At 34.1% G+C, this 20,857-nt stretch carries 20 protein-coding genes; 15 read left to right on the top strand and 5 right to left on the bottom strand.

What is annotated here, in order from left to right:
- The first annotated feature begins 58 nt into the window (after positions 1–58).
- From VBZ51_RS10425 to VBZ51_RS10415, 3 genes are all read left to right on the top strand, one after another.
- Positions 59–2,092 carry a tetratricopeptide repeat-containing sensor histidine kinase gene (locus VBZ51_RS10425; protein WP_416576875.1) on the top strand — a complete coding sequence of 678 codons (2,034 nt, stop codon included), beginning with the start codon at positions 59–61 and terminating at the stop codon, positions 2,090–2,092.
- 75 nt (positions 2,093–2,167) lie between these two features.
- Complete coding sequence (locus tag VBZ51_RS10420; RefSeq protein WP_058102938.1) at positions 2,168–2,836, top strand: response regulator transcription factor; 669 nt, start codon at positions 2,168–2,170, stop codon at positions 2,834–2,836.
- Between the two features lie 156 nt (positions 2,837–2,992).
- Positions 2,993–3,631, top strand: a complete 639-nt coding sequence (locus VBZ51_RS10415; RefSeq protein WP_058102939.1) for a hypothetical protein — start codon at positions 2,993–2,995, stop codon at positions 3,629–3,631.
- Positions 3,632–3,657: 26 nt separating this feature from the next.
- Here the strand turns inward: VBZ51_RS10415 and glyA are convergent, their stop codons facing one another.
- A complete protein-coding gene (glyA, locus tag VBZ51_RS10410; protein ID WP_058102940.1) occupies positions 3,658–4,932 on the bottom strand; it encodes a serine hydroxymethyltransferase in 1,275 nt (424 codons plus the stop codon).
- 246 nt (positions 4,933–5,178) lie between these two features.
- Here glyA and VBZ51_RS10405 point away from each other — a divergent pair, with 246 nt between their 5' ends.
- The gene (locus tag VBZ51_RS10405) at positions 5,179–6,363 is read left to right on the top strand and encodes a hypothetical protein (protein ID WP_416576874.1); all 1,185 of its coding nucleotides are present in this window, start codon (positions 5,179–5,181) and stop codon (positions 6,361–6,363) included.
- A gap of 29 nt (positions 6,364–6,392) precedes the next feature.
- On the opposite strand, the gene ytxJ is transcribed toward VBZ51_RS10405, so the two are convergent.
- Positions 6,393–6,788, bottom strand: a complete 396-nt coding sequence (ytxJ, locus tag VBZ51_RS10400; RefSeq protein ID WP_071342399.1) for a bacillithiol system redox-active protein YtxJ — start codon at positions 6,786–6,788, stop codon at positions 6,393–6,395.
- A gap of 157 nt (positions 6,789–6,945) precedes the next feature.
- Here ytxJ and clpB point away from each other — a divergent pair, with 157 nt between their 5' ends.
- Together clpB and VBZ51_RS10390 are read left to right on the top strand one after the other, a co-directional pair.
- Positions 6,946–9,546, top strand: a complete 2,601-nt coding sequence (gene clpB, locus VBZ51_RS10395; protein ID WP_416576873.1) for an ATP-dependent chaperone ClpB — start codon at positions 6,946–6,948, stop codon at positions 9,544–9,546.
- A gap of 111 nt (positions 9,547–9,657) precedes the next feature.
- A complete protein-coding gene (locus VBZ51_RS10390; RefSeq protein ID WP_058102943.1) occupies positions 9,658–10,251 on the top strand; it encodes a TetR/AcrR family transcriptional regulator in 594 nt (197 codons plus the stop codon).
- Positions 10,252–10,306: 55 nt separating this feature from the next.
- Here the strand turns inward: VBZ51_RS10390 and VBZ51_RS10385 are convergent, their stop codons facing one another.
- On the bottom strand, positions 10,307–11,941 hold the full coding sequence (locus VBZ51_RS10385; RefSeq protein WP_416576872.1) for a PorP/SprF family type IX secretion system membrane protein: 1,635 nt from the start codon (positions 11,939–11,941) through the stop codon (positions 10,307–10,309).
- 84 nt (positions 11,942–12,025) lie between these two features.
- Here VBZ51_RS10385 and VBZ51_RS10380 point away from each other — a divergent pair, with 84 nt between their 5' ends.
- Together VBZ51_RS10380 and smpB are read left to right on the top strand one after the other, a co-directional pair.
- The gene (locus VBZ51_RS10380) at positions 12,026–12,568 is read left to right on the top strand and encodes a SixA phosphatase family protein (protein ID WP_071342401.1); all 543 of its coding nucleotides are present in this window, start codon (positions 12,026–12,028) and stop codon (positions 12,566–12,568) included.
- 80 nt (positions 12,569–12,648) lie between these two features.
- Positions 12,649–13,110 (top strand): SsrA-binding protein SmpB, encoded by a 462-nt coding sequence (gene smpB, locus VBZ51_RS10375; RefSeq protein ID WP_416576871.1) that lies wholly within the window; start codon positions 12,649–12,651, stop codon positions 13,108–13,110.
- Here the strand turns inward: smpB and VBZ51_RS10370 are convergent.
- On the bottom strand, positions 13,107–13,748 hold the full coding sequence (locus VBZ51_RS10370; RefSeq protein ID WP_058102947.1) for a protein-L-isoaspartate(D-aspartate) O-methyltransferase: 642 nt from the start codon (positions 13,746–13,748) through the stop codon (positions 13,107–13,109). The genes smpB and VBZ51_RS10370 overlap by 4 nt on opposite strands.
- Positions 13,749–13,895: 147 nt before the next feature.
- Between VBZ51_RS10370 and VBZ51_RS10365 the strand changes: the two genes are divergently transcribed.
- From VBZ51_RS10365 to VBZ51_RS10335, 7 genes are read left to right on the top strand one after another with little or no spacing between them, the layout of a single operon-like run.
- Entirely contained in the window at positions 13,896–14,870 is a 975-nt protein-coding gene (locus tag VBZ51_RS10365; RefSeq protein ID WP_348359450.1) for a Gfo/Idh/MocA family oxidoreductase, read from the top strand.
- Positions 14,867–15,760, top strand: a complete 894-nt coding sequence (locus VBZ51_RS10360) for a 3-hydroxyacyl-CoA dehydrogenase family protein (protein WP_416576870.1) — start codon at positions 14,867–14,869, stop codon at positions 15,758–15,760. The genes VBZ51_RS10365 and VBZ51_RS10360 overlap by 4 nt, the downstream gene beginning before the upstream one ends.
- 17 nt (positions 15,761–15,777) lie before the next feature.
- Positions 15,778–16,431, top strand: a complete 654-nt coding sequence (locus VBZ51_RS10355; RefSeq protein ID WP_416576869.1) for a YggS family pyridoxal phosphate-dependent enzyme — start codon at positions 15,778–15,780, stop codon at positions 16,429–16,431.
- Positions 16,432–16,469: 38 nt separating this feature from the next.
- A complete protein-coding gene (locus tag VBZ51_RS10350; RefSeq protein WP_416576868.1) occupies positions 16,470–17,837 on the top strand; it encodes an exonuclease domain-containing protein in 1,368 nt (455 codons plus the stop codon).
- 1 nt (position 17,838) lies between these two features.
- Complete coding sequence (locus VBZ51_RS10345; RefSeq protein WP_416576867.1) at positions 17,839–18,696, top strand: ion transporter; 858 nt, start codon at positions 17,839–17,841, stop codon at positions 18,694–18,696.
- Positions 18,689–19,609, top strand: coding sequence for a tRNA (adenosine(37)-N6)-dimethylallyltransferase MiaA (gene miaA / locus VBZ51_RS10340; RefSeq protein ID WP_416576866.1), 921 nt, complete (start codon positions 18,689–18,691; stop codon positions 19,607–19,609). The genes VBZ51_RS10345 and miaA overlap by 8 nt, the downstream gene beginning before the upstream one ends.
- Positions 19,602–20,090 (top strand): gluconokinase, encoded by a 489-nt coding sequence (locus tag VBZ51_RS10335; protein WP_252736480.1) that lies wholly within the window; start codon positions 19,602–19,604, stop codon positions 20,088–20,090. Before miaA ends, VBZ51_RS10335 begins: the two co-directional genes overlap by 8 nt.
- Positions 20,091–20,143: 53 nt before the next feature.
- Here VBZ51_RS10335 and VBZ51_RS10330 read toward each other — a convergent pair whose 3' ends face one another.
- Positions 20,144–20,857 carry a response regulator transcription factor gene (locus tag VBZ51_RS10330; protein WP_027067244.1) on the bottom strand — a complete coding sequence of 238 codons (714 nt, stop codon included), beginning with the start codon at positions 20,855–20,857 and terminating at the stop codon, positions 20,144–20,146.

Below are 20,857 nucleotides of genomic sequence, written 5' to 3'. Positions count from 1 at the left end.
TATACGTTAAAGGCTTTTTTTTTTACCTTGGTTTTATTTTTACCCATAAAATCTATACTTGAACAAATTTTACATTTATATAATTGCACTTTTTCTACTATGTTTAAGCTGCTCAAAAACTGAGTCTAGAAAAGAAATTCAATCAGAACTTATATCAAATGATAGTATTACCATTTGGACAGCTGAAAGTTATGAGGCGGACTCTAAGAGAAAATTGGAACTTCAATATAAAGCTTATCAATTCGCAATAAATTCACCTACAGATTCTATAAAAAGCTTACACCTTTCTAACCTCTCTTACAATCAACGGTTTATTTCTGACAGCTCATTATACCGACAAATAAATAAAGAGGCCATTTTAGTTAATCAAAAAATCAAAGATACTTCCGCAATAGCATCAGCATACTGGGATTTAGCTTATTTTTTTGAAAATAAGAAAGTACGGGATAGTGCATTTTTCTATTACTCAGAAGCTCTTAATCTATATAATGAAATTAATTTTAGAGAGCACGTTGGTCGCATGTATTTAAACATGGCAGGTATCCAAATGAAAATCAAAGATTATATTGGCAGCGAAGCCAATACCATAAAAGCAATAGAAAATTTTAAACCCTTAAAAAATAACGAGTACCTATATAGAAGTTACAACATGTTGGGCATAGTTTTAACCGACTTAAAAGAATATGAAAAATCTTTAGCCTATTATAACGAAGCCTTATTTTATCTAGAAAAAATTCCTGACAGTTACATTGATGAGGTTACCGTAATAAACAATATTGGTGTAACTTATAGAAATGACAAACAATATGACAGAGCAATAGATAATTTTGAAATAGTATTAAGAACTATTAATGTATTAACAGAAAAGCCCAGTTTATATGCGCTGGCCCTAAGTAATTTAGCGACTTCAAAACTCTACAAAAAGGATACCTCTAATGTTCGTGACTTATTTAATCAAGCCATAAAAATTAAAAAAGAGGTAAATGATCTTGGAAGTATTGCTACCAGTTATTATAATTACGCAGAATTTGAAGCTTTTGCCCATGACACTACCGCAGCTATCCATAAAGCAAAAGTAGCAGAAAGCTTAGCTATAGAAGGAGAGTCCAATGAACGTCTTTTAAAAACTTGGCAGTACTTAGCCATTTTAGATAAAAATAACGCTTCAGATTATTTCAAAAAATTTACTAAACTAAATGATAGTCTACTATCTGAAGAACGCAAACAACAAAATAGATTTGCCCGTATACGTTTTGAAACTGACGAATTTATTGCAGAAAATATTGAGTTAGAAAGTGAAAAACAGGTGCTGTCCAAGCAAAAGCAAATTTGGATAGGTATTGCTACTGGTTTCTTTTTACTGGGGCTATCTGTCTACATCATTATCAATCAACGTGCAAAAAATCAAAAATTAAGGTTTGACCAGCAACAGCAAGCCAACAATCAAGAGATTTTTAATTTGATGTTAATGCAAAAGCAAAAAGTAGATGAAGTAAAAAGGCTAGAGCAAAAACGAATTTCAGAAGAACTACATGATGGTGTTTTAGGCAAAATGTTGGGTGCTAGAATGATACTAACAGGTTTAAATAAACGTGCCACGGATGAAGCTATTCAAGAAAAATCAAAAGCCCTGGGATCATTACAAGAAATTGAAAATGAAATTAGGTCCATATCACACGAATTAAGCCATAGTGCATACCAAAAAATAAGCAACTTTACAGATTCTGTAGAAACATTACTTGCAAATAACCGTAATACCGAGATTAAAACTATTTTTCATTTTAATGAAGATGAAAATTGGGATAGCTTGGCCGGTGAAATCAAAATTAATGTATATCGAATAATACAAGAAACATTTCAAAATGCTATTAAACATGCCAAATGTTCATTTTTTGAAATTACCTTTTACAGAAATGATGAACAGTTCAATGTAATTATGAGCGATAATGGTATAGGTTATAACGTTAATAAAGGCAGAAAGGGAATAGGAATTAGAAACATTACTTCTAGAATTGACAAACTTAAAGGTACCTTTCATATTGACTCTACTGAGGGTAAAGGCACTACTATTTCTTTAAATATTCCAATCTAAATTGAAAGTAATAAATTTGTCGATAATAATAGTTAAGTTAAAAACGTTTAGTAAATTACATTAGAATCACAACTTATGAACACTGTACGAATTTTAGCGGTAGATGATCATGAAATGACTGCTCTTGGATATAAATATATCTTAGAAGATTCTGAATTTGACAACTTTAATGTTAAAGTTGAAATAGCAACGAACTTCGAAAAAGGAAAGAGCAAAATTGAAATGTCAAAAAGAGCAGTACCTTATGACATTATTTTATTGGACATTCAGTTGTTCTCTCCAGAATCCAAAGACCCAAGAACTGGTATAGATTTAGGTATAGTTGCAAGAAATGAAGTCCCTAAATCAAAAGTTGTTTTCATGTCATCTTACAGTGATAACTACAGAATTAATAACATTTTTAAAACGGTTAATCCTGATGGTTATATGGTTAAATCCGAGATTGATGAAATGTCTCTTAAAACCATGGTTGAAACAATAGCAAACGATTCACCTTACTATACCGCTAGTGCATTATCTGCAATTAGACGAAGAATGTCGACAGACATTGTTATTGATGAGCAAGATCAGAAAATATTATATCATTTATCTCAAGGAATACACACTAGAGACATAGCCCCTTTAATTGGATCTGCAAATACAACTGTTGAAGCTAGAAAAAGGCAACTAAAAGCACTTTTTGACGTTAAGAACGGAAATGACCTTGCCTTAATTAACGAGGCTAAAACAAGAGGATTTCTATAGAATTAGCATATTTTTTAAATTATTGATTTACAGGGTTTTATAAAAATTTAATTCATTTTATAATAATATCCTCTGAAATTCTAAGGTTTTTCTATATCAGATTTTGAAGTTAGAAAAGTATCTTTATGATAAAGAATGCTATAAATTTCTACTCGTATGCCATTTAATTACGAAAATTTTATTAATAATTCTAAATCCGAATATACCAAGGAAATCATTGGTATAGATGAGTTTTTAAAATCGTTAGACTTCCATTATTTCTCTAGTGTTAAGCTAAATAACAAGCATATTACATTTAACTCAATTAGCTTAGTTTTGGAAATTTCCTGCAATTTGGATTTATTAGAACTTCTAGCCCATTTTAACACGGATAGATGGGGGCATAACGGTAAAGAAAAATCTCCACTACAACAAGAATTAGAAATCCTTGACTTAAAAAACAAGTACCATATTGATATTGAGGAACTAACATTCTTTTTAAATGATACAAGTGTTGTTATAAAACGTATTTATGACAAAAGCATACCCACCCAGCTGAATGACATATTAAAACAGATTGCGTTTAATTATGTGTTTCTAACAAGAGGATTAACGCAAAAACCATATGAAATTTTTGTCCCCATTTTTGAAGACACGCTTGAAAACCCGGACAATAACGAAGATGAAATGAATATTGCTCCTAAATCGTACTCTGAATTTTGGGGCATATATCTAGATAAAGATGATGAGGCCTCTATCTATGATGTAAATAAAAATACATATGTAAGTGGTGATTTGGAGTTTTTATCTGAATAAAAACCCCAAATCATTACTAAACTTACTTAGGCATTAAAAATTGGTCTTGTTTTCATCATTTCGTTGACCTTACCTCTAACCTCTTTTATTATTGATTCATTCTCAGGATTCATAATTACCTGATCAATAAATTCAACAACCTTTTCCATATCAGATTCCACTAGACCTCTAGTAGTAATTGCTGCTGTCCCAAATCTAATACCAGATGTTACAAACGGAGATTTGTCATCAAATGGCACCATATTCTTATTTGCTGTGATATCAGCCAACACTAGGGCTTTCTCCGCATCTTTACCAGAAATATCTTTGTTTCTTAAATCAATAAGCATCATATGGTTATCGGTACCATCAGAAATAATATTGTAATCTAGTTTTACAAAGGCCTTAGCCATGGCATCGGCATTTTTCTTTACTTGAGAAATATACGTAGCATATGAATCTGTCAAAGCCTCACCAAAGGCAATTGCTTTACCGGCAATAACATGCTCTAAAGGTCCTCCTTGATTTCCTGGAAAAACCGCTAAATCCAATAATGCCGACATTTTTCTTAAGTTTCCATTCTTAAGTTTTATACCAAACGGATTTTCAAAATCCTTGCCCATCAATATTAAACCTCCCCTTGGTCCTCTTAACGTTTTGTGAGTTGTTGTTGTAACAATGTGACAATGCGGAATTGGATCACTTAAAAGCCCTTTCGCAATTAAACCTGCAGGGTGAGAAATATCTGCAAGTAAAATAGCATTTACACTATCGGCAATTTTACGAAAACGTTCAAAGTCCATATCCCTTGAATAGGCAGATGCACCTGCAATAATCAACTTTGGTTGTTCTTTTGTTGCTATTTCCTGAATTTTATCATAATCCAACCTTCCGGTTTCCTTATCTACTCCATAAAAAACAGGGGTATACAATCTTCCAGAAAAATTTACGGGAGAACCATGCGTTAAATGACCTCCATGTGATAAATCAAAACCTAAAATTTTATCTCCTGGTTTTAAACATGCATGATATACAGCCGCATTTGCTTGTGACCCAGAGTGTGGTTGTACATTCGCATATGCTGCACCAAATAACTCTTTTGCCCTATCTATTGCCAATTGCTCTACTTTATCTACTACTTCACAACCACCATAATACCTCTTTCCAGGGTATCCTTCGGCATATTTATTGGTAAGTACAGAACCTTGAGCCTCCATTACTTGAGGACTTGTAAAATTTTCAGAGGCAATTAACTCAATGCCGTTGATTTGGCGTTGTTTCTCTTCTTCAATAAGATTAAAAATTGTGGTATCGCGTTGCATGTGCTATATCTTTTAAATAAGTGGCAAAAATACAAATAGCACATTTAAAGAAATATAAAAAATGACACAATCACATAACTTATTTATTAAAATAAGTTAATAACTACACCTCTACCAAAGGCTTATGTAAGGACAACTATATGTCGTTTATCGAAAATATACTATTAAGCGTGTTAAAACGTTAATTATAAAATGAATTATGGCACGGCTGTTGAATAACATCTATAAATTTTAAAAATATTAGATATGAAAAAATTTCTACTATTTAGTTTTATTGGACTACTACTGGCTTGTAGTGGCGTAAAGAAAACGCAGGAGGCTCTAAATTCGGGAAATTATGAGACTGCCATTAACAAAGCAGTAATCAATATTGTCGAAAACAAGACCAAAAAAAGCAATCAACAATATATTGTTCTTTTAGAAGAAGGGTTTAAAAAGAATACCGAAAGGGAACTACAGCACATTAAGTTCTTAAAAAAAGATGGTAATGCCGCAAACTTTGAGGAGATATTCAATTCATACAATAGATTAAAATCTATACAAGAGAGAATTCGTCCTTTACTACCATTGCATATTCAAGATGAAGGTAGAAAAGCTCAGTTCAATTTTAAAAATTATGATGACGATATCATAGCCTCAAAAACAGCTTTATCTGAATTTCTATATAACAAAGCAACTACCCTATTGTCAAATGCTAATTATAAATCCGATTATAGAAATGCTTATAGTGACCTTAATTATTTAAATGAAATAAACCCTAACTATAAAGATGTGGTCTCTAAAATTGATGAAGCATACCTAAAAGGGCTAGATTATGTTATTGTGAACATGACCAATAATACAGACCAGATAATTCCAAAAAGATTGGAAGATGAACTTTTAAATTTAAATACGTACGGATTAAATACAAACTGGACAGAATATCATACCAACAGAATTCAAAACCAGTTGTATGATTACCAAATGGAGGTGTCTTTTCAAGATATAAATATTTCTCCTGAACAGATCAGGGAAAAACAAATAAGTAAAGAAAAACAAATTAAGGATGGTTATACTTTTGTTGAAGATCAAAATGGCAATGTTGTTGCTGACAGTCTTGGCAATAGTATTAAAGTGGATAAGTTTAAAACTGTTAGATGTGATTTTTACCAATTTACGCAATTTAAAAGCGCACAAGTTACAGGTGTCGTAAGCTTTATCGACTTAAAAAAACAACAAAAAATTAATCAATATCCTTTATCTAGTCAATTTGTATTTGAGCATGTTTATGCCAATTACGATGGGGATAAAAGGGCTTTAGATAATGACTTGGTTTCTTTATTACAATTGGCCAGAGTACCATTTCCCAGTAATGAACAAATGGTTTATGATGCCGGTGAAGATTTAAAGAACAATCTTAAAAACATACTTAATAATCAACGCTTTAATTAAAAAAAAGCCCCGTAATTACGGGGCTTTTTTTATACATATTGATGTATATTTATTTCTGAAATTGACCCATGTGAATCATGTACCACTACTTCCCCATTTTTTATGATCAAAAGTTGTGGAGATTGATGGGTTACCCCAAATTCTGACGCAACACCATTAGAGACATCCCTGTGAGCTAGTAGATCCAGAAAATACAAATCCATTTGTCCTTCTTCCAAACTATAACTGCCTTTAAACATATTTAAAACCATTCTGCTTATTCCACACGTGGTAGAATGCTTAAATATGAGTTGGGGCTTACTATTTGAAGCTTCCTTAATATCCTTTAACTGATCTATAGATGTCAAAGATATCCAAGGTATATTAGATGAATTATCACCTTCCCCACTCTTTGAACCTCCAAATAATCCACCAAATAATCCCATAAAATCCTTAATTTAAAATTGTTTTCCAATTACAGTAAAACTGACTAAATGTCGTTTGTTTAAGCCAAAAATACGCCATTTTGTCTTGCAATCTTAAATGGTAAGATTGTTGAAATACCATGTTCAAAAGTATTACAATAAACTAAAATTAAAGATAATGAACATAAATAATTTCACAATAAAATCACAAGAGGCTATTCAACAAGCCCAGCTGATTGCCCAAAATTTCGGACATCAGCAAATTGAAAACGAACATCTATTCAAAGCTCTTTTAGGCGTAGAGGAAAATGTAATGCCTTTTTTAATTAAAAAATTAGGCATCAACTTTTCTTTGGTTCAACAAATTCTTGATAAAGAGCTATCCAGTTTTCCTAAAGTACAAGGTGGTGAGTTGCAATTTTCTAGAGAAGGTGGTAAAACTTTAAATGAAGCCAGTATTATTGCCAAAAATATGGATGATGAATACGTATCCATTGAACATCTCTTTTTAGCTATTTTAAAATCCAAAAGTAAAATAGCCCAGATTTTAAAAGATCAAGGTGCCACCGAAAAGCATTTGGTTTCAGCAATTAATGAATTGCGAAATGGTGAAAAGGTTACTTCCCAAAGCGCAGAAGACAGTTATAACTCCTTAAAGAAATATGCCAAAAACTTAAATGAGTTAGCTGATAGCGGTAAATTAGATCCGGTGATCGGGCGTGATGAAGAAATTCGCAGAATCCTACAAATACTATCTAGACGCACCAAAAACAACCCTATTTTGGTGGGTGAACCAGGTGTAGGTAAAACAGCAATTGTAGAAGGTTTGGCCCATAGAATTATTCAAGGAGATATTCCAGAAAACTTAAAAGATAAGGTAATTTATTCTCTAGACATGGGTGCCTTAATTGCAGGTGCAAAATATAAAGGTGAGTTTGAAGAGCGCCTTAAGGCCGTTATTAAAGAAGTTGTTAGTGCAGATGGCAATATCATCCTTTTCATTGATGAAATCCATACACTAATTGGAGCTGGTGGTGGCCAAGGAGCTATGGATGCGGCAAATATTCTTAAACCTGCTCTTGCCAGAGGAGAGCTTCGCTCTATTGGTGCAACAACTTTAGATGAATACCAAAAGTATTTTGAAAAGGATAAAGCCCTAGAACGAAGATTTCAAAAAGTCATGGTAGATCAACCAGATACAGAGAGTGCCATATCAATTCTTAGAGGTATTAAAGAAAAATATGAAGCACATCATAAGGTACGTATTAAGGATGAGGCCGTAATTTCTGCCGTTGAGCTTTCTCAACGTTATATTACCAATAGGTTTTTGCCAGATAAAGCAATTGACCTAATGGATGAAGCTGCCTCTAAATTAAGAATGGAAATCAATTCTAAACCAGAGGAATTAGATGTGCTTGATCGCAAGATCATGCAGATTGAAATTGAGATCGAAGCCATAAAAAGAGAAAATGATAAACAAAAGCTACAGGTTTTAAACCTAGAGCTTGCAAACATTAAGGAAGAACGAAATAAAATTTTTGCACAATGGGAAAGTGAAAAATCTGTAGTTGACAATATACAACAGACAAAACAGGATATTGAAAATTTCAAAGCTGAAGCAGAACGTGCGGAACGTAATGGTGATTATGGTCAAGTTGCGGAAATCAGATACGGTAAAATAAAGGAAGCGCAAGAGAAACTTACACAATTACAAGACGACCTTAGCAATCAACAACACTCGGGAACATTGATTAAAGAGGAAGTCACCAGTGATGATATTGCCGAAGTTGTAGCTAAATGGACAGGTATACCTGTGACCAAAATGCTGCAAAGTGAGCGTGAAAAACTATTGAAGCTAGAAAGTGTACTTCATAAAAGGGTTGTAGGACAAGAAGAAGCCATTGAGGCCGTATCCGATGCAATTAGAAGAAGTAGAGCTGGTTTACAAGATGCAAAGAAACCAATTGGATCATTCCTTTTCTTAGGTACTACTGGCGTCGGTAAAACCGAGCTTGCCAAAACGCTTGCCTCATATTTATTTGATGATGAAAATGCCATGACTAGAATTGATATGAGCGAATATCAAGAAAGACACTCAGTTAGTAGATTAGTTGGTGCACCTCCTGGATATGTGGGGTATGACGAAGGCGGACAATTGACGGAAGCCGTGCGAAGAAGACCTTACTCCGTTGTTCTATTAGATGAAATTGAAAAAGCACACCCAGATACTTTCAATATTCTATTGCAAGTATTGGATGAAGGCAGGTTAACGGATAATAAAGGTCGTGTTGCAGATTTCAAGAATACTATTATTATCATGACCAGTAACATGGGGAGCGATATTATACAGGAAACCTTTGAAAATACTGATGATGTTTATAGCGCATCTGAAACCGCAAGAATTGAAGTTCTTGGACTTTTAAAGAAAACGGTTAGGCCCGAGTTCATTAACAGAATTGATGACATTGTAATGTTCACACCTTTAACCAAGGATAACATTAAAGAAATTGTTAGACTTCAATTAGAGCATTTAAAGAAAATGCTTGATAAGCAGCAGATAACTCTTGACGCTACAGAAGAAGCTATCGATTACTTGGCAGAAAAAGGTTTTGACCCACAATTTGGTGCAAGACCGGTTAAAAGAACCATTCAGAAAGAGGTACTTAACAATATGTCCAAATCTCTTTTAAGTGGAGAAATCAAATCTGACAGTATTGTGTTGTTAGATGCTTTTGATAACAGTTTAGTATTTAGAAATCAAGAGGATATTACCGTTTAATTTAAACAATGAGAATAAATGGCGTTCATATTTTTATATGGACGCTTTTTTTTATGCACATTATATACCATACAGTATAGATTTTTTTATATTCGCATAAAACAGTCTTATATGTCCACAAAAGCCGAAAGAACTACCGCTTATATTATTGAGACTGTCGCACCTGTTTTTAACAAACATGGTTACGTAGGTACCAGTATGAGCGACTTAACAGAGGCCACCAATCTTACTAAAGGTGCTTTGTATGGGAATTTTGAAAATAAAGAGGCTTTGGCCTTAGCTGCATTTGAATTTAATAGAAATCTACTTCTCACTGCTATAGATGAACATCTGTCAATTGATGGAAATGCTATGGGAAAGATCAAGAATTTAATAGAATTCTATAAAAAATATGACGTATTCACTTTAAATATGGGAGGTTGTCCTATTTTAAATGTTGGTATAGACGCTCAACATAACAACAGATTACTTGCCGCTGCCGCTAAAGAAACCATTAAGGAAATTGAAGGTAAAATTGCCTTGGTTTTTGAAAATGGAATAAATGGTGGTGAATTCAAATTACCGGTTACACCATTACAGTTTTCAAAGCAATTGTTCACTATAATACAAGGATCCATTGCAATGGCTACTTTGACCAAAGACCGTAAATATCTATTAAATACGGTTAGCTATTTAGAAGTGCTTATAAAAAGAGAACTGAAATAAGCTGTTACTTATTTCAGTTCTAACCAAGGGTGTATTTTGTAAGAGATAAAGTTCTTTACTCACCTGTAACCCTGAATATCCAGATTTTATCGGTGTACTTACCATTCAATTTAGAGTCTCTTGCTTGTCTCGCATCTTTGATAAAATCAAACTTAGCTAAGTATACATAATTATATTTATTCTTTTCCCTAAAGAAAGATTTGGCACTTATCCCTCTTTTTTTCATGTCTGCCAAGAAAGCATCCAAGTATTTTTTAGTTCCGAAAACGTTGGCAATCAAATAATACCCCGGTTCCAAAGCACCCTCTTTGGTAACTTCTTCATATTTTTCGCCAGCTTTTACTTCCACGACCTCATTTCTCATTGCCAAAGCCTTACTTTCAGCTATAGAATCTTGTCTTCTTTGCTGTGCCAATGCAACCGCTTCTGCCTTGCTCTTCATTACGGCCGCTATGGAGTCTTTTTGCCTTTGTTGCTGCAAAGCCTTTGCTTCTGCCAAAGCTTGCTCTGCTTTGGCATTCTCTAGCGAGTCACGCTTTCTTTTAATATCCCTTTTAGATTGTTTAACTGCCAAATCTGATTGTCTAGATGCATTTTGAATAGAATCTTTTATCCTTTTACTTTCTATAAGCGCTAAACGTTCTTGTTTTTTAGACTCACGTTTTAGAGCCAATTTTTCCGCTTTGGTCAATTCAGTAGTAGCCACTTCAATTTCCTCTTGCTGACCAAGTAATTCTTCCTTATTTTTCTCCTCAGCAATTAATTGCTCTTCAAGCTCTTCTGCCGGTGTCTGTTGTTTTCCTAATTTATAAGAAGTGACCAACTCAAATGTAGGATCTTGACCCTTTAAATCTGAACTTGTACCCACTTCAACCAATGCACCAAAAGATAATCTCTTAAAGAAACGACCACCAATACCACCTGAAAATCCATAAAAACTATTATACCCAGCTTGCGCCCAATATTTATTAGTTGTCAATAAGGTGATTAACCCGATTTGATTATCCAATCCTGGAATTGTTTTATAATACAGCATTGGTCTAAATACTGAACCATCATCACTACTTAACACACTTACAGGAAAATCGTAACTTACCAATGCCTGAAACATCCTATCATCAGGACTAGTGTTACGTTCGTTAGTGGTAAAATTATAATCGAACAAATTTTCAGAAGTCAACCCAATATTAAATCTATCGATACTTAAATTTATACCGGGAGCCATTTGTAGTATAAAATCATTTTCAGCGGAGGTCTGTATAGGATTAGGAACAAAAAAACGATCGTCAGCTAATTTTTGTTGAAAGGCAAAAACATTTAACCCAACCCCTAAGAAGATATCTTCACCAAGTGCAATATTATACGCATAATTTAAGTTTGCCCCTGTATTTAAAAAAATACCCGTATTGTGTTGAAAAAAGCCAATACCAGCAGCCGAAACATCATTTAATCTAGCTGTATAATTTAAAAAGAGAGAAGTTGGATCACCGTCATAAGTTTGCCACTGCCATCTAGACCAAAATGCTAAAGAAGATGGATTATTACGGTCTAAACTATATGCAGGGTTTACTATACTCCCGTTGTATTCAGTTAAGTTTTGTTGCCTAAAATCGGTAGGAAGTACTACTTCCTGAGCCTTAAGACCAAGAACTACAAAACCAATAAGAAGTGTCCCACAAAATTTTTTCATATGCAAAAAAACAAAAATTAGACTATTTATAGTACTATTTTGAAGTAATTTTAGTTATTAAATTAATACACCAAACATATTTTCATGAAAGCATTCAAATATATCCTTTTTATTTTGCTGGCTATCAATCTTTCTTGCAAAGATGAACCCACCATTGATAAATCTCAAGAAGAAACTTCCATTTCTACTTTTTACTTGATAAGGCATGCGGAAAAAGATAGAAGCAATCCTGATGATGCAGACCCAGAATTAACGCAGCAAGGTTTGGGAAGAGCCATGCACTGGGCAGAAATATTGGCAGACGTAGAATTAGATGCCATATATTCCACTGATTATAATAGAACGTCTATGACCGCTGCTCCAACTTCGGTAAAACAGAATATAGATGTTCAATATTACGACCCAACCTTAATTGATATTGCCCAATTTAAAAGCGAAAATTTAAATAAGAACGTTTTAATTGTAGGACATAGTAATACAACACCTGAGTTTGTAAACAAGTTAATTGACGAACAAAAATTCTATAGTATTGACGACAGTGAAAACGGCACTTTATTTATAGTTAAAATCACTAATGGCACACCTTCTGTGGATAAACTCATATTTAACTGCAACTGTCCAAAATAATACTATTTTATCCGATTAATACGTGTAAATAGTTACAAAAGATCAAATCATTAAATGAATAGTTCTTACTTTTGTAGGTAATGCAGAATACAATAAACATTAAGAACAAAAGAGCTCGTTTTGAATATGAGCTACAGGACAAGTTCACGGCAGGTATCGTTTTGGCCGGTACCGAGATCAAGGCCATTAGAGAAGGTCGTGCATCAATTTCGGAAAGCTTTTGTGAATTTAACGACAATGACGAACTATTTGTAATCAATATGCAAATAGACGAGTATTCACATGCATCGCATTTTAATCATAAACCTAAAGCGGAACGTAAATTACTTCTTCAGAAAAGAGAACTTAAAAAGCTTAGCAAAGAAGTAAAAACATCTGGTCTTACTATAGTTCCACTTAGAGTATTTATAAATGACCGCGGACTAGCAAAAATGCAGATAGCACTAGCAAAGGGTAAAAAACTCTACGACAAAAGAGAAACCATTAAGGATCGAGATAACAAAAGAGATCTTGACCGTATTAAAAAGAACTTTAATAATTAGTTCTTATTTTCCAATAAGGGTACAAATCTAAAAGACCCGTATTCTGTCTTTGAAAATTCTTTTTCCGTAGTTCTGACGAAAAGGGTCATTATTTGTTCTTCAAAACCAATAGGGATTACTAACCTGCCCCCCACTTTTAATTGTGACAACAATGCTTTGGGTACCTCTGGTGCACCTGCAGTAACAATGATACGATCAAACGGAGCTTCTTTGGGCAAGCCTTTATATCCATCACCAAAAATCACCTGCTTTGGTCTATATCCCATTTTTTTGAAAAAAATATTGGTTTTTTTAAAAAGTTCCAATTGTCGTTCAATGGTATACACCTTCACCTTAAGTTTTAATAGAACCGCTGTTTGATAACCACTACCTGTACCGATCTCCAATATTTTTTGACCAGGCTCTACTTGTAATAACTCTGTTTGGAAAGCTACGGTATAAGGGTGTGAAATAGTTTGGTTTGCAGCAATGGGAAATGCCTTGTTTTGATAGGCATGACCTTCAAAGCTACTATCCATAAACAAATGTCTTGGTATTTGCCTTACGGCGTCCAGGACCTTTTTATCTGCTATTCCTTTGTCAATCAATACTTGCGCTAGGTGGTTGCGCATTCCCCTGTGTTTTAAGGTATCTTTCAATGGTAGTCGGTTTGTTCTTCAAAGTTAACAAAGTTCTTTTAACGATGGAAGAACCTATTAAAACTAATATCCATTTTTTGATAAAATTGAAATAACCGATAACCTAAAAGTACCTAACTATGCGTATTTTTGGGGAAAACGATACAAATGTTAAAAGTTGGTGTTTTAGGAGCGGGGCATCTAGGTAAGATTCACCTGAGACTCCTAAATGATTCTAAAAAATATGAACTTATCGGTTTCTACGATGCCGATAGTACAAATGGCGAAAAAGTTAGCAAGGAATTCGGATATACCTATTTTGAAAAGCTTGAAGATTTAATGAATGCCGTAGACGTGGTGGACATTGTTACCCCTACCCTTTCTCATTATGAATGTGCCAAACAGGCCATAGAAAAGGGCAAGCATATTTTTATAGAAAAACCCATTACCCATACAATAGAAGAAGCAAACTCTCTATTGGCCTTAGAACAAGAATATAACGTTAAAGGTCAAGTTGGCCATGTTGAGCGTTTTAACCCTGCATTTACAGCTGTAAAACACGCTATAAAAGACCCAATGTTCATTGAGTCCCATAGATTGGCAGAATTTAACCCAAGAGGTACAGATGTACCAGTTGTTTTAGATTTAATGATACACGATATAGATGCTATTTTAAGTGTCGTTAATTCTGAAGTTGTGCAGGTTAATGCGAGCGGGGTATCTGTAATAAGTCAGTCCCCAGATATTGCAAACGCTAGATTGGAATTCGAAAATGGTTGTGTAGCCAATTTAACGGCAAGTAGAATTTCATTAAAAAATATGCGTAAGTCGCGTTTCTTTCAAAAGGATGCCTATATCTCAGTAGATTTTTTGGAAAAGAAAGTTGAAGTGGTCAAAATGAAAGACGCTCCTAAAGAACCTGGTGATTTTGATATGATCCTTCAAAATGCTGAAGGAATAAAGAAGCAGATATATTTTGAAAATCCGTCCATTGAAACCAACAACGCCATTTTAGACGAATTAGAATCTTTTGCCGAAGCCATTGAAAACAATTCAACACCAGTTGTTAGTTTAAAACAGGGCACACAAGCATTAAAAGTAGCTTTACAAATTATCGCAGCATTCAATCCAAAAAAAATATGAATAAAATAGCAGTTATAGGTGCTGGTACTATGGGTAACGGAATAGCTCATGTATTTGCGCAAAGCGGATTTCAAGTTCACCTAATAGATGTTTCGCAAGAAGCACTTGACAAAGGTTTAAGTACTATTGCCAACAATTTAGATCGTATGGTGGCAAAAGAAAAAATAACCAATGACGACAAGACAAATACATTGGCCAACATTACACTGTTTACTGAATTAAAAACAGGGGTAAAAAATGTAGACCTTGCCATAGAGGCAGCCACAGAAAATGTAACTATAAAACTGAACATTTTTAAGGAGCTAGACGCTGTCTGTAACAACAATACAATTTTAGCCTCAAATACATCATCAATTTCCATTACGCAAATAGCAGCTGTAACCAATAGAGCTGACAAGGTAATAGGTATGCACTTCATGAATCCTGTTCCAATAATGAAGCTAGTTGAAATCATTCGTGGTTATAGTACTTCTAACGAGACGACTAACATTATTATGGAACTTTCTAAAAAATTAGGAAAAACACCTACCGAGGTTAATGACTATCCTGGTTTTGTAGCAAACAGAATATTAATGCCAATGATCAATGAGGCCATAGAAACATTACATCATGGTGTTACAGGCGTAGAAGAAATTGACACGGTAATGAAACTTGGAATGGCGCACCCCATGGGACCTCTCCAATTAGCAGATTTTATTGGTTTAGATGTATGCCTTTCTATTTTGAACGTTATGTACGATGGATTCAAAAACCCAAAATATGCGCCTTCCCCATTATTGATAAATATGGTTATGGCCGGAAAGAAAGGTATAAAATCCGGTGAAGGATTTTATGATTATGCCGAAAGCAAAAAAGCCGAGGTGGTATCAAGTCAATTTAAAACTAAGTAGTAGTTGAAATCAAGTGTATGTCCATAAAAGAAAATCTTTTAGCTGTTAAAAAAACCATACCCAATTCCGTAACATTGGTTGCCGTATCTAAAACAAAACCTATTTCTGATATTCAAGAAGCGTATGACCAAGGCCAGCGTATTTTTGGAGAGAACAGGGTGCAAGAAATGACCGAAAAATGGGAGAAAATGCCAAAAGATATTGAATGGCATATGATAGGTCACCTTCAACGAAATAAGGTAAAGTACATGGCTGAATATGTTAGTTTGGTTCATGGTGTAGATAGTCCAAGACTTTTAGCCGAAATCAACAAACAAGCTGAAAAACATAATAGAACCATACCATGTCTTTTACAAGTTCACATTGCTGAGGAAGACACCAAATTCGGATTTAACGAAGAAGAATTGCTAGACTTAGTACGCAACGAAAATTTCAAATCGCATAAAAATGTAAAAATAGTGGGATTAATGGGTATGGCTACTTTTACCGAAAATATGAATCAGGTAAGGCGTGAGTTCAAAAGCTTACATTCGCTATACTTAAAACTTAAAAGTGAATATGCAGATTTTACAACGCTTTCAATGGGCATGAGCGGTGACTACCAAATTGCAATTGAAGAAGGTAGTACTATGGTACGTATAGGAAGTAGTATCTTTGGCTCCAGAAATTAACGCTAAAAACTACCGCCGTCCAAAACAGATAATTATACATGTACGCAATTTTAGATATTGAAACCACGGGAGGAAAATTTAATGAGGAAGGAATTACTGAAATTGCTATTCACAAATTTGATGGTCAAAAAGTAGTAGACAAGTTCATAAGCCTAGTAAACCCCGAGAAAGAGATTCAGCCTTTTGTAGTAAAACTTACTGGGATTAACAGTAAAATGTTGAGAACTGCACCTAAGTTTTACGAAGTAGCCAAACGAATAATAGAAATTACGGAAGATACCGTTATTGTAGCCCATAATGCACAGTTCGACTACAGAATCTTAAGGACAGAGTTTAGGCGCCTAGGGTACAATTTTGAACGCAAAACGCTTTGTACCGTAGATCTTTCAAAATTATTACTGCCAGATGCAGAATCCTATAGTTTAGGAAAATTGGTAAGATCCTTGGGCATACCTGTTAGTGACAGGCACCGGGCAAATGGCGATGCTTTGGCTACGGTCAAACTTTTTAAGCTCTTATTGGCCAAAGATTCTGAAAAGATTATCATCAAAGACGCTATTAGAAAAGAAACCCAAGGGGAACTGTCTGAAAAGCAATTGGATATCGTAAGAGACCTACCCAATGAAACCGGAGTGTTCTATATGCACAATAAGGACGGGGACATTATTCACCTTAGTAAAACCAGTGATCTAAAGAAAAAGGTGAATCAAATCTTTACCAAGTCCAACCAAAAATTTAAAAAGCTCGCCAAAGAAACCAAGAAAGTAACTTATGAACTCACTGGGAATGACTTGGTAGCAATTTTAAAAGAACATCAAGAACTGCTTAAAATAAGGCCTAAATACAGCACCATTCCTAAAAAACGAATGTACAGTCATGCAATTTGCACAACTATTGATGAACATGGGTATTATAAGTTAAAAATAGAGCCTTATAGAGAATGTAAAGAACCTCTAGGTCTTTTTAACGGTGTATTTAGTGCAAAAAATTATCGTTATAAGATTACTAAGGAGTTTGGTCTGTGCGAGAAACTAAATGGCATTAGCGAAGCTAGAAATAATTGCTCAGGTTATGATGAAGGCACGTGCCTAGGAGCATGTATCAACAAAGAAGATGTAGCCGAGTATAACAAAAGGGTAACCGCGGCAATAACCAAAAACAGTATTAAGGGCAACAAGGTTTTGATAATAGACAAAGGCAGGGAAATAGGCGAACAAAGTGCTATTTTACTTAAAAACGGATCTTTGGTAGGTTTAGGTTTCTATGATTTGAACCATCAAATAAATAATATTCATATCTTAGAAAGTATAATTACCCCTATGAACGGTACACGAGATGCCAATTATCTAATTGAATCTTACTTAAGAAAAAAACGAGTACTTAAAATATTGGAATTAAACGATTAGTTTGAAAGAAGACCAAAAATTATCTCCATGGAAACAAAAACTTCATGAAATCATTTATGAAGCAGATACCCCTATGGGTAAATTGTTCGATATTATTTTGTTCATCATCATTATTTTCAGTGTTATACTTATAATGCTGGAAAGCGTAAAAGCTATAGATGCAGAATATCATGAAACACTATTTATATTAGAATGGTTGGTAACTATTTTCTTTACTATTGAATATATCGCAAGAATTATATGCATTAAAAAACCAAGTAATTATATATTCAGTTTTTATGGTATTATTGATTTTTTATCCACTATACCATTATATATCTCCTATATTTTTGCGGGTTCTCAGGTGCTTTTAGCGGTTAGAGCATTTAGGTTACTACGTGTTTTCAGAATATTAAAATTAGCACGTTTTCTTGGTGAAGCATCGCAACTGAAAAGAGCATTAAAAGCAAGTAGGGCAAAAATCACGGTATTTCTATTTGCCGTTCTTATTGCATCAGTTATGATGGGTACTTTAATGTACTTGGTTGAAGGTGACGAAGCTGGGTTTACAAGCATACCTACTAGCATATATTGGACTATTGTTACACTTACTACTGTTGGTTATGGAGACATTGCCCCTATAACACCACAAGGCCAAGCTATTGCTACCATTATTATGTTATTGGGTTATGGTATTATTGCCGTACCTACAGGTATGGTAACCGCTGAGTTTGCAAAACAAGGTAAAGACACCTCTACTCTAAAGAATTCTGGCAGCTATGTACATGTTAACACACAGTGTTGCCCAACATGCACCAAAGAGGGTCATAGAGATGATGCTACCCATTGTTATAATTGTGGATCTTTACTTAATGAATAATATTTTAATTTCTGTAGTGGGGCCAACTGCCATTGGCAAAACCAAATTAGGTATTCTATTAGCAAATTATTTCAAGACCGAAATTATATCTGCGGATTCTAGACAGTTCTTTAAAGAAATGAATATTGGCACCGCTGTTCCCGATAAAGAAGAACTAGCACAAGCCAAACACCATTTTATACAACATAAAAGTATCTTAGAAACATATACGGTAGGCGATTTTGAACGAGAGGCTTTACAAAAACTATCTCACCTCTTTGAAAAACACAAAGTAGTAATTATGGTTGGCGGCAGTGGTCTTTATGTAAATGCAATAACAGAAGGATTAAATAATTTCCCCACAGTAGACCCAAACATTCGTAAACAATTGAACGCCGAATTAGAAAATTCTGGGATAGCTGCTTTACAGACAAAACTCAAGGAATTGGACCCAACCTATTACGGCAAAGTAGATATCAACAATCCGCAACGTGTCATTAGGGCGCTTGAAGTTACTATTGGCAGCGGTACACCCTACTCTTCTTTTGTAAATCAACCTAAGGAAAAAAGAAATTTCAATGTTTTAACTATTGGACTAAAGGCGGAAAGACCTATAATTTACGACCGTATCAATAAACGAGTTGATTTAATGATCGATAACGGGTTATTGGAAGAGGCAAAGAATATGCTAGCTTTTAAAAACTTGAATGCCCTACAAACCGTTGGATATAAAGAATTATTCAAGTATTTTGAAGGAGATTGGACTTTAGACTTTGCCGTTTCAGAAATTAAAAAAAATACCAGAAGATTTGCAAAGAGGCAACTTACTTGGTTCTTGCGCAATAAAAATACCATTTGGGTCAATTATGATTATGAACCTAAAAAGCTTTTAAATGAAATTGACGATGAAATTAAAAAACTAAAGCATGGTTAAAAAACAGATTCTATATGTAATGGGTGTTTCGGGCAGCGGAAAGTCTACTATTGGGAAATTATTGGCCAATAAACTACAGTTTCCGTTTTTTGATGGTGATGATTTTCATCCAGAAGCGAACGTAAAGAAAATGAAAGCAGGTCACCCCTTAAATGATGATGATCGCCAAGGCTGGTTAGAAAAATTAAATGAGGTAGCAATAGAAAATTTAGCTACTGGTGCCGTAATTGTATGTTCTTCCCTTAAAAAAAAATATAGAACTATTCTTAGTAAGAATTTAGAGGACAAGCATAAGTTCGTTTATTTAGAAGGAAGTTTTGACCTTATAGACAAAAGGTTGAGTGCAAGAAAAAATCATTATATGCCCGCGGGACTACTACAATCTCAATTTGATATTCTTGAAGTACCTTTAGAGGCAATTACCGTATCAATTGACCAAGAACCCAATGATATTGTCAACGACATTATGAGAAAGCTCTAAAACAAAAAAGCATCCAATAAATTGGATGCTTTTTTAGTATCTGGAATAGTGAATTATTCACCTTCTGTCTTTACGACCAAACGGAATCCTTCACCGTGAATATTTAAAATCTCAACAGTATCATCTACTTTTAAATACTTACGTAATTTGGCTATATAAACATCCATACTACGAGAAGTAAAGTAGTTATCATCTCTCCAAATCTTTGTTAATGCCAATTCTCTTGGCATAAGATCGTTTTCATGTAAGGCCAACAAACGTAACAATTCATTCTCTTTTGGAGATAATTTTATTGATTCTTCATCTTTGTACTTCAAGAATCTTAATTTAGAATTCAAATGGAAACCACCAATAGTAAATTCAAATTTCTTACTGTCCGCCAATCCGTTAGAAGCCTTTCTTTGAAGAATAGCTTTTAGCTTCATTAACAATACCTCAGAATCAAATGGTTTATTCAAATAATCATCTGCACCTGCCTTATACCCTTTAAGAACATCTTCTTTCATTGTTTTCGCCGTCAAGAAAACAATTGGCACGTTCTCATTCTTTTCACGAATCTCCTTCGCCAAGGTAAAACCATCTTTATAAGGCATCATAACATCCAATATACAGATGTCATAATTATCTTTTTTAAACTTCTCAAAACCTTCCATTCCATTCTTAGCCAAGGTGACATCGAAATCGTTCATTGACAAATAATCTTTCAACACAATTCCAAAATTTGGATCGTCCTCAACTAAAAGTATCTTCTTGTTTATTGTTTCCAT

This window comes from Maribacter sp. HS (assembly GCF_048059195.1).
GTDB lineage: Bacteria > Bacteroidota > Bacteroidia > Flavobacteriales > Flavobacteriaceae > Maribacter > Maribacter dokdonensis.
The sequence above is the reverse complement of the archived record's forward strand: the minus strand, read 5'-3'. Positions and strand labels throughout refer to the sequence as shown.

What these genes read in the sequence shown, in the direction of transcription:
- VBZ51_RS10380 (WP_071342401.1), top strand. Translation starts at nt 12,026, where the DNA reads ATGAAAGCATTCAAATATATCCTTTTTATTTTGCTGGCTATCAATCTT.
- VBZ51_RS10365 (WP_348359450.1), top strand. Translation starts at nt 13,896, where the DNA reads ATGTTAAAAGTTGGTGTTTTAGGAGCGGGGCATCTAGGTAAGATTCAC.
- VBZ51_RS10330 (WP_027067244.1), bottom strand. Translation starts at nt 20,857, where the DNA reads ATGGAAACAATAAACAAGAAGATACTTTTAGTTGAGGACGATCCAAAT.
- VBZ51_RS10350 (WP_416576868.1), top strand. Translation starts at nt 16,470, where the DNA reads ATGTACGCAATTTTAGATATTGAAACCACGGGAGGAAAATTTAATGAG.
- miaA (WP_416576866.1), top strand. Translation starts at nt 18,689, where the DNA reads ATGAATAATATTTTAATTTCTGTAGTGGGGCCAACTGCCATTGGCAAA.
- VBZ51_RS10390 (WP_058102943.1), top strand. Translation starts at nt 9,658, where the DNA reads ATGTCCACAAAAGCCGAAAGAACTACCGCTTATATTATTGAGACTGTC.
- VBZ51_RS10415 (WP_058102939.1), top strand. Translation starts at nt 2,993, where the DNA reads ATGCCATTTAATTACGAAAATTTTATTAATAATTCTAAATCCGAATAT.
- VBZ51_RS10360 (WP_416576870.1), top strand. Translation starts at nt 14,867, where the DNA reads ATGAATAAAATAGCAGTTATAGGTGCTGGTACTATGGGTAACGGAATA.
- glyA (WP_058102940.1), bottom strand. Translation starts at nt 4,932, where the DNA reads ATGCAACGCGATACCACAATTTTTAATCTTATTGAAGAAGAGAAACAA.
- VBZ51_RS10405 (WP_416576874.1), top strand. Translation starts at nt 5,179, where the DNA reads ATGAAAAAATTTCTACTATTTAGTTTTATTGGACTACTACTGGCTTGT.
- ytxJ (WP_071342399.1), bottom strand. Translation starts at nt 6,788, where the DNA reads ATGGGATTATTTGGTGGATTATTTGGAGGTTCAAAGAGTGGGGAAGGT.
- VBZ51_RS10385 (WP_416576872.1), bottom strand. Translation starts at nt 11,941, where the DNA reads ATGAAAAAATTTTGTGGGACACTTCTTATTGGTTTTGTAGTTCTTGGT.
- smpB (WP_416576871.1), top strand. Translation starts at nt 12,649, where the DNA reads ATGCAGAATACAATAAACATTAAGAACAAAAGAGCTCGTTTTGAATAT.
- VBZ51_RS10335 (WP_252736480.1), top strand. Translation starts at nt 19,602, where the DNA reads ATGGTTAAAAAACAGATTCTATATGTAATGGGTGTTTCGGGCAGCGGA.
- VBZ51_RS10355 (WP_416576869.1), top strand. Translation starts at nt 15,778, where the DNA reads ATGTCCATAAAAGAAAATCTTTTAGCTGTTAAAAAAACCATACCCAAT.
- VBZ51_RS10420 (WP_058102938.1), top strand. Translation starts at nt 2,168, where the DNA reads ATGAACACTGTACGAATTTTAGCGGTAGATGATCATGAAATGACTGCT.
- clpB (WP_416576873.1), top strand. Translation starts at nt 6,946, where the DNA reads ATGAACATAAATAATTTCACAATAAAATCACAAGAGGCTATTCAACAA.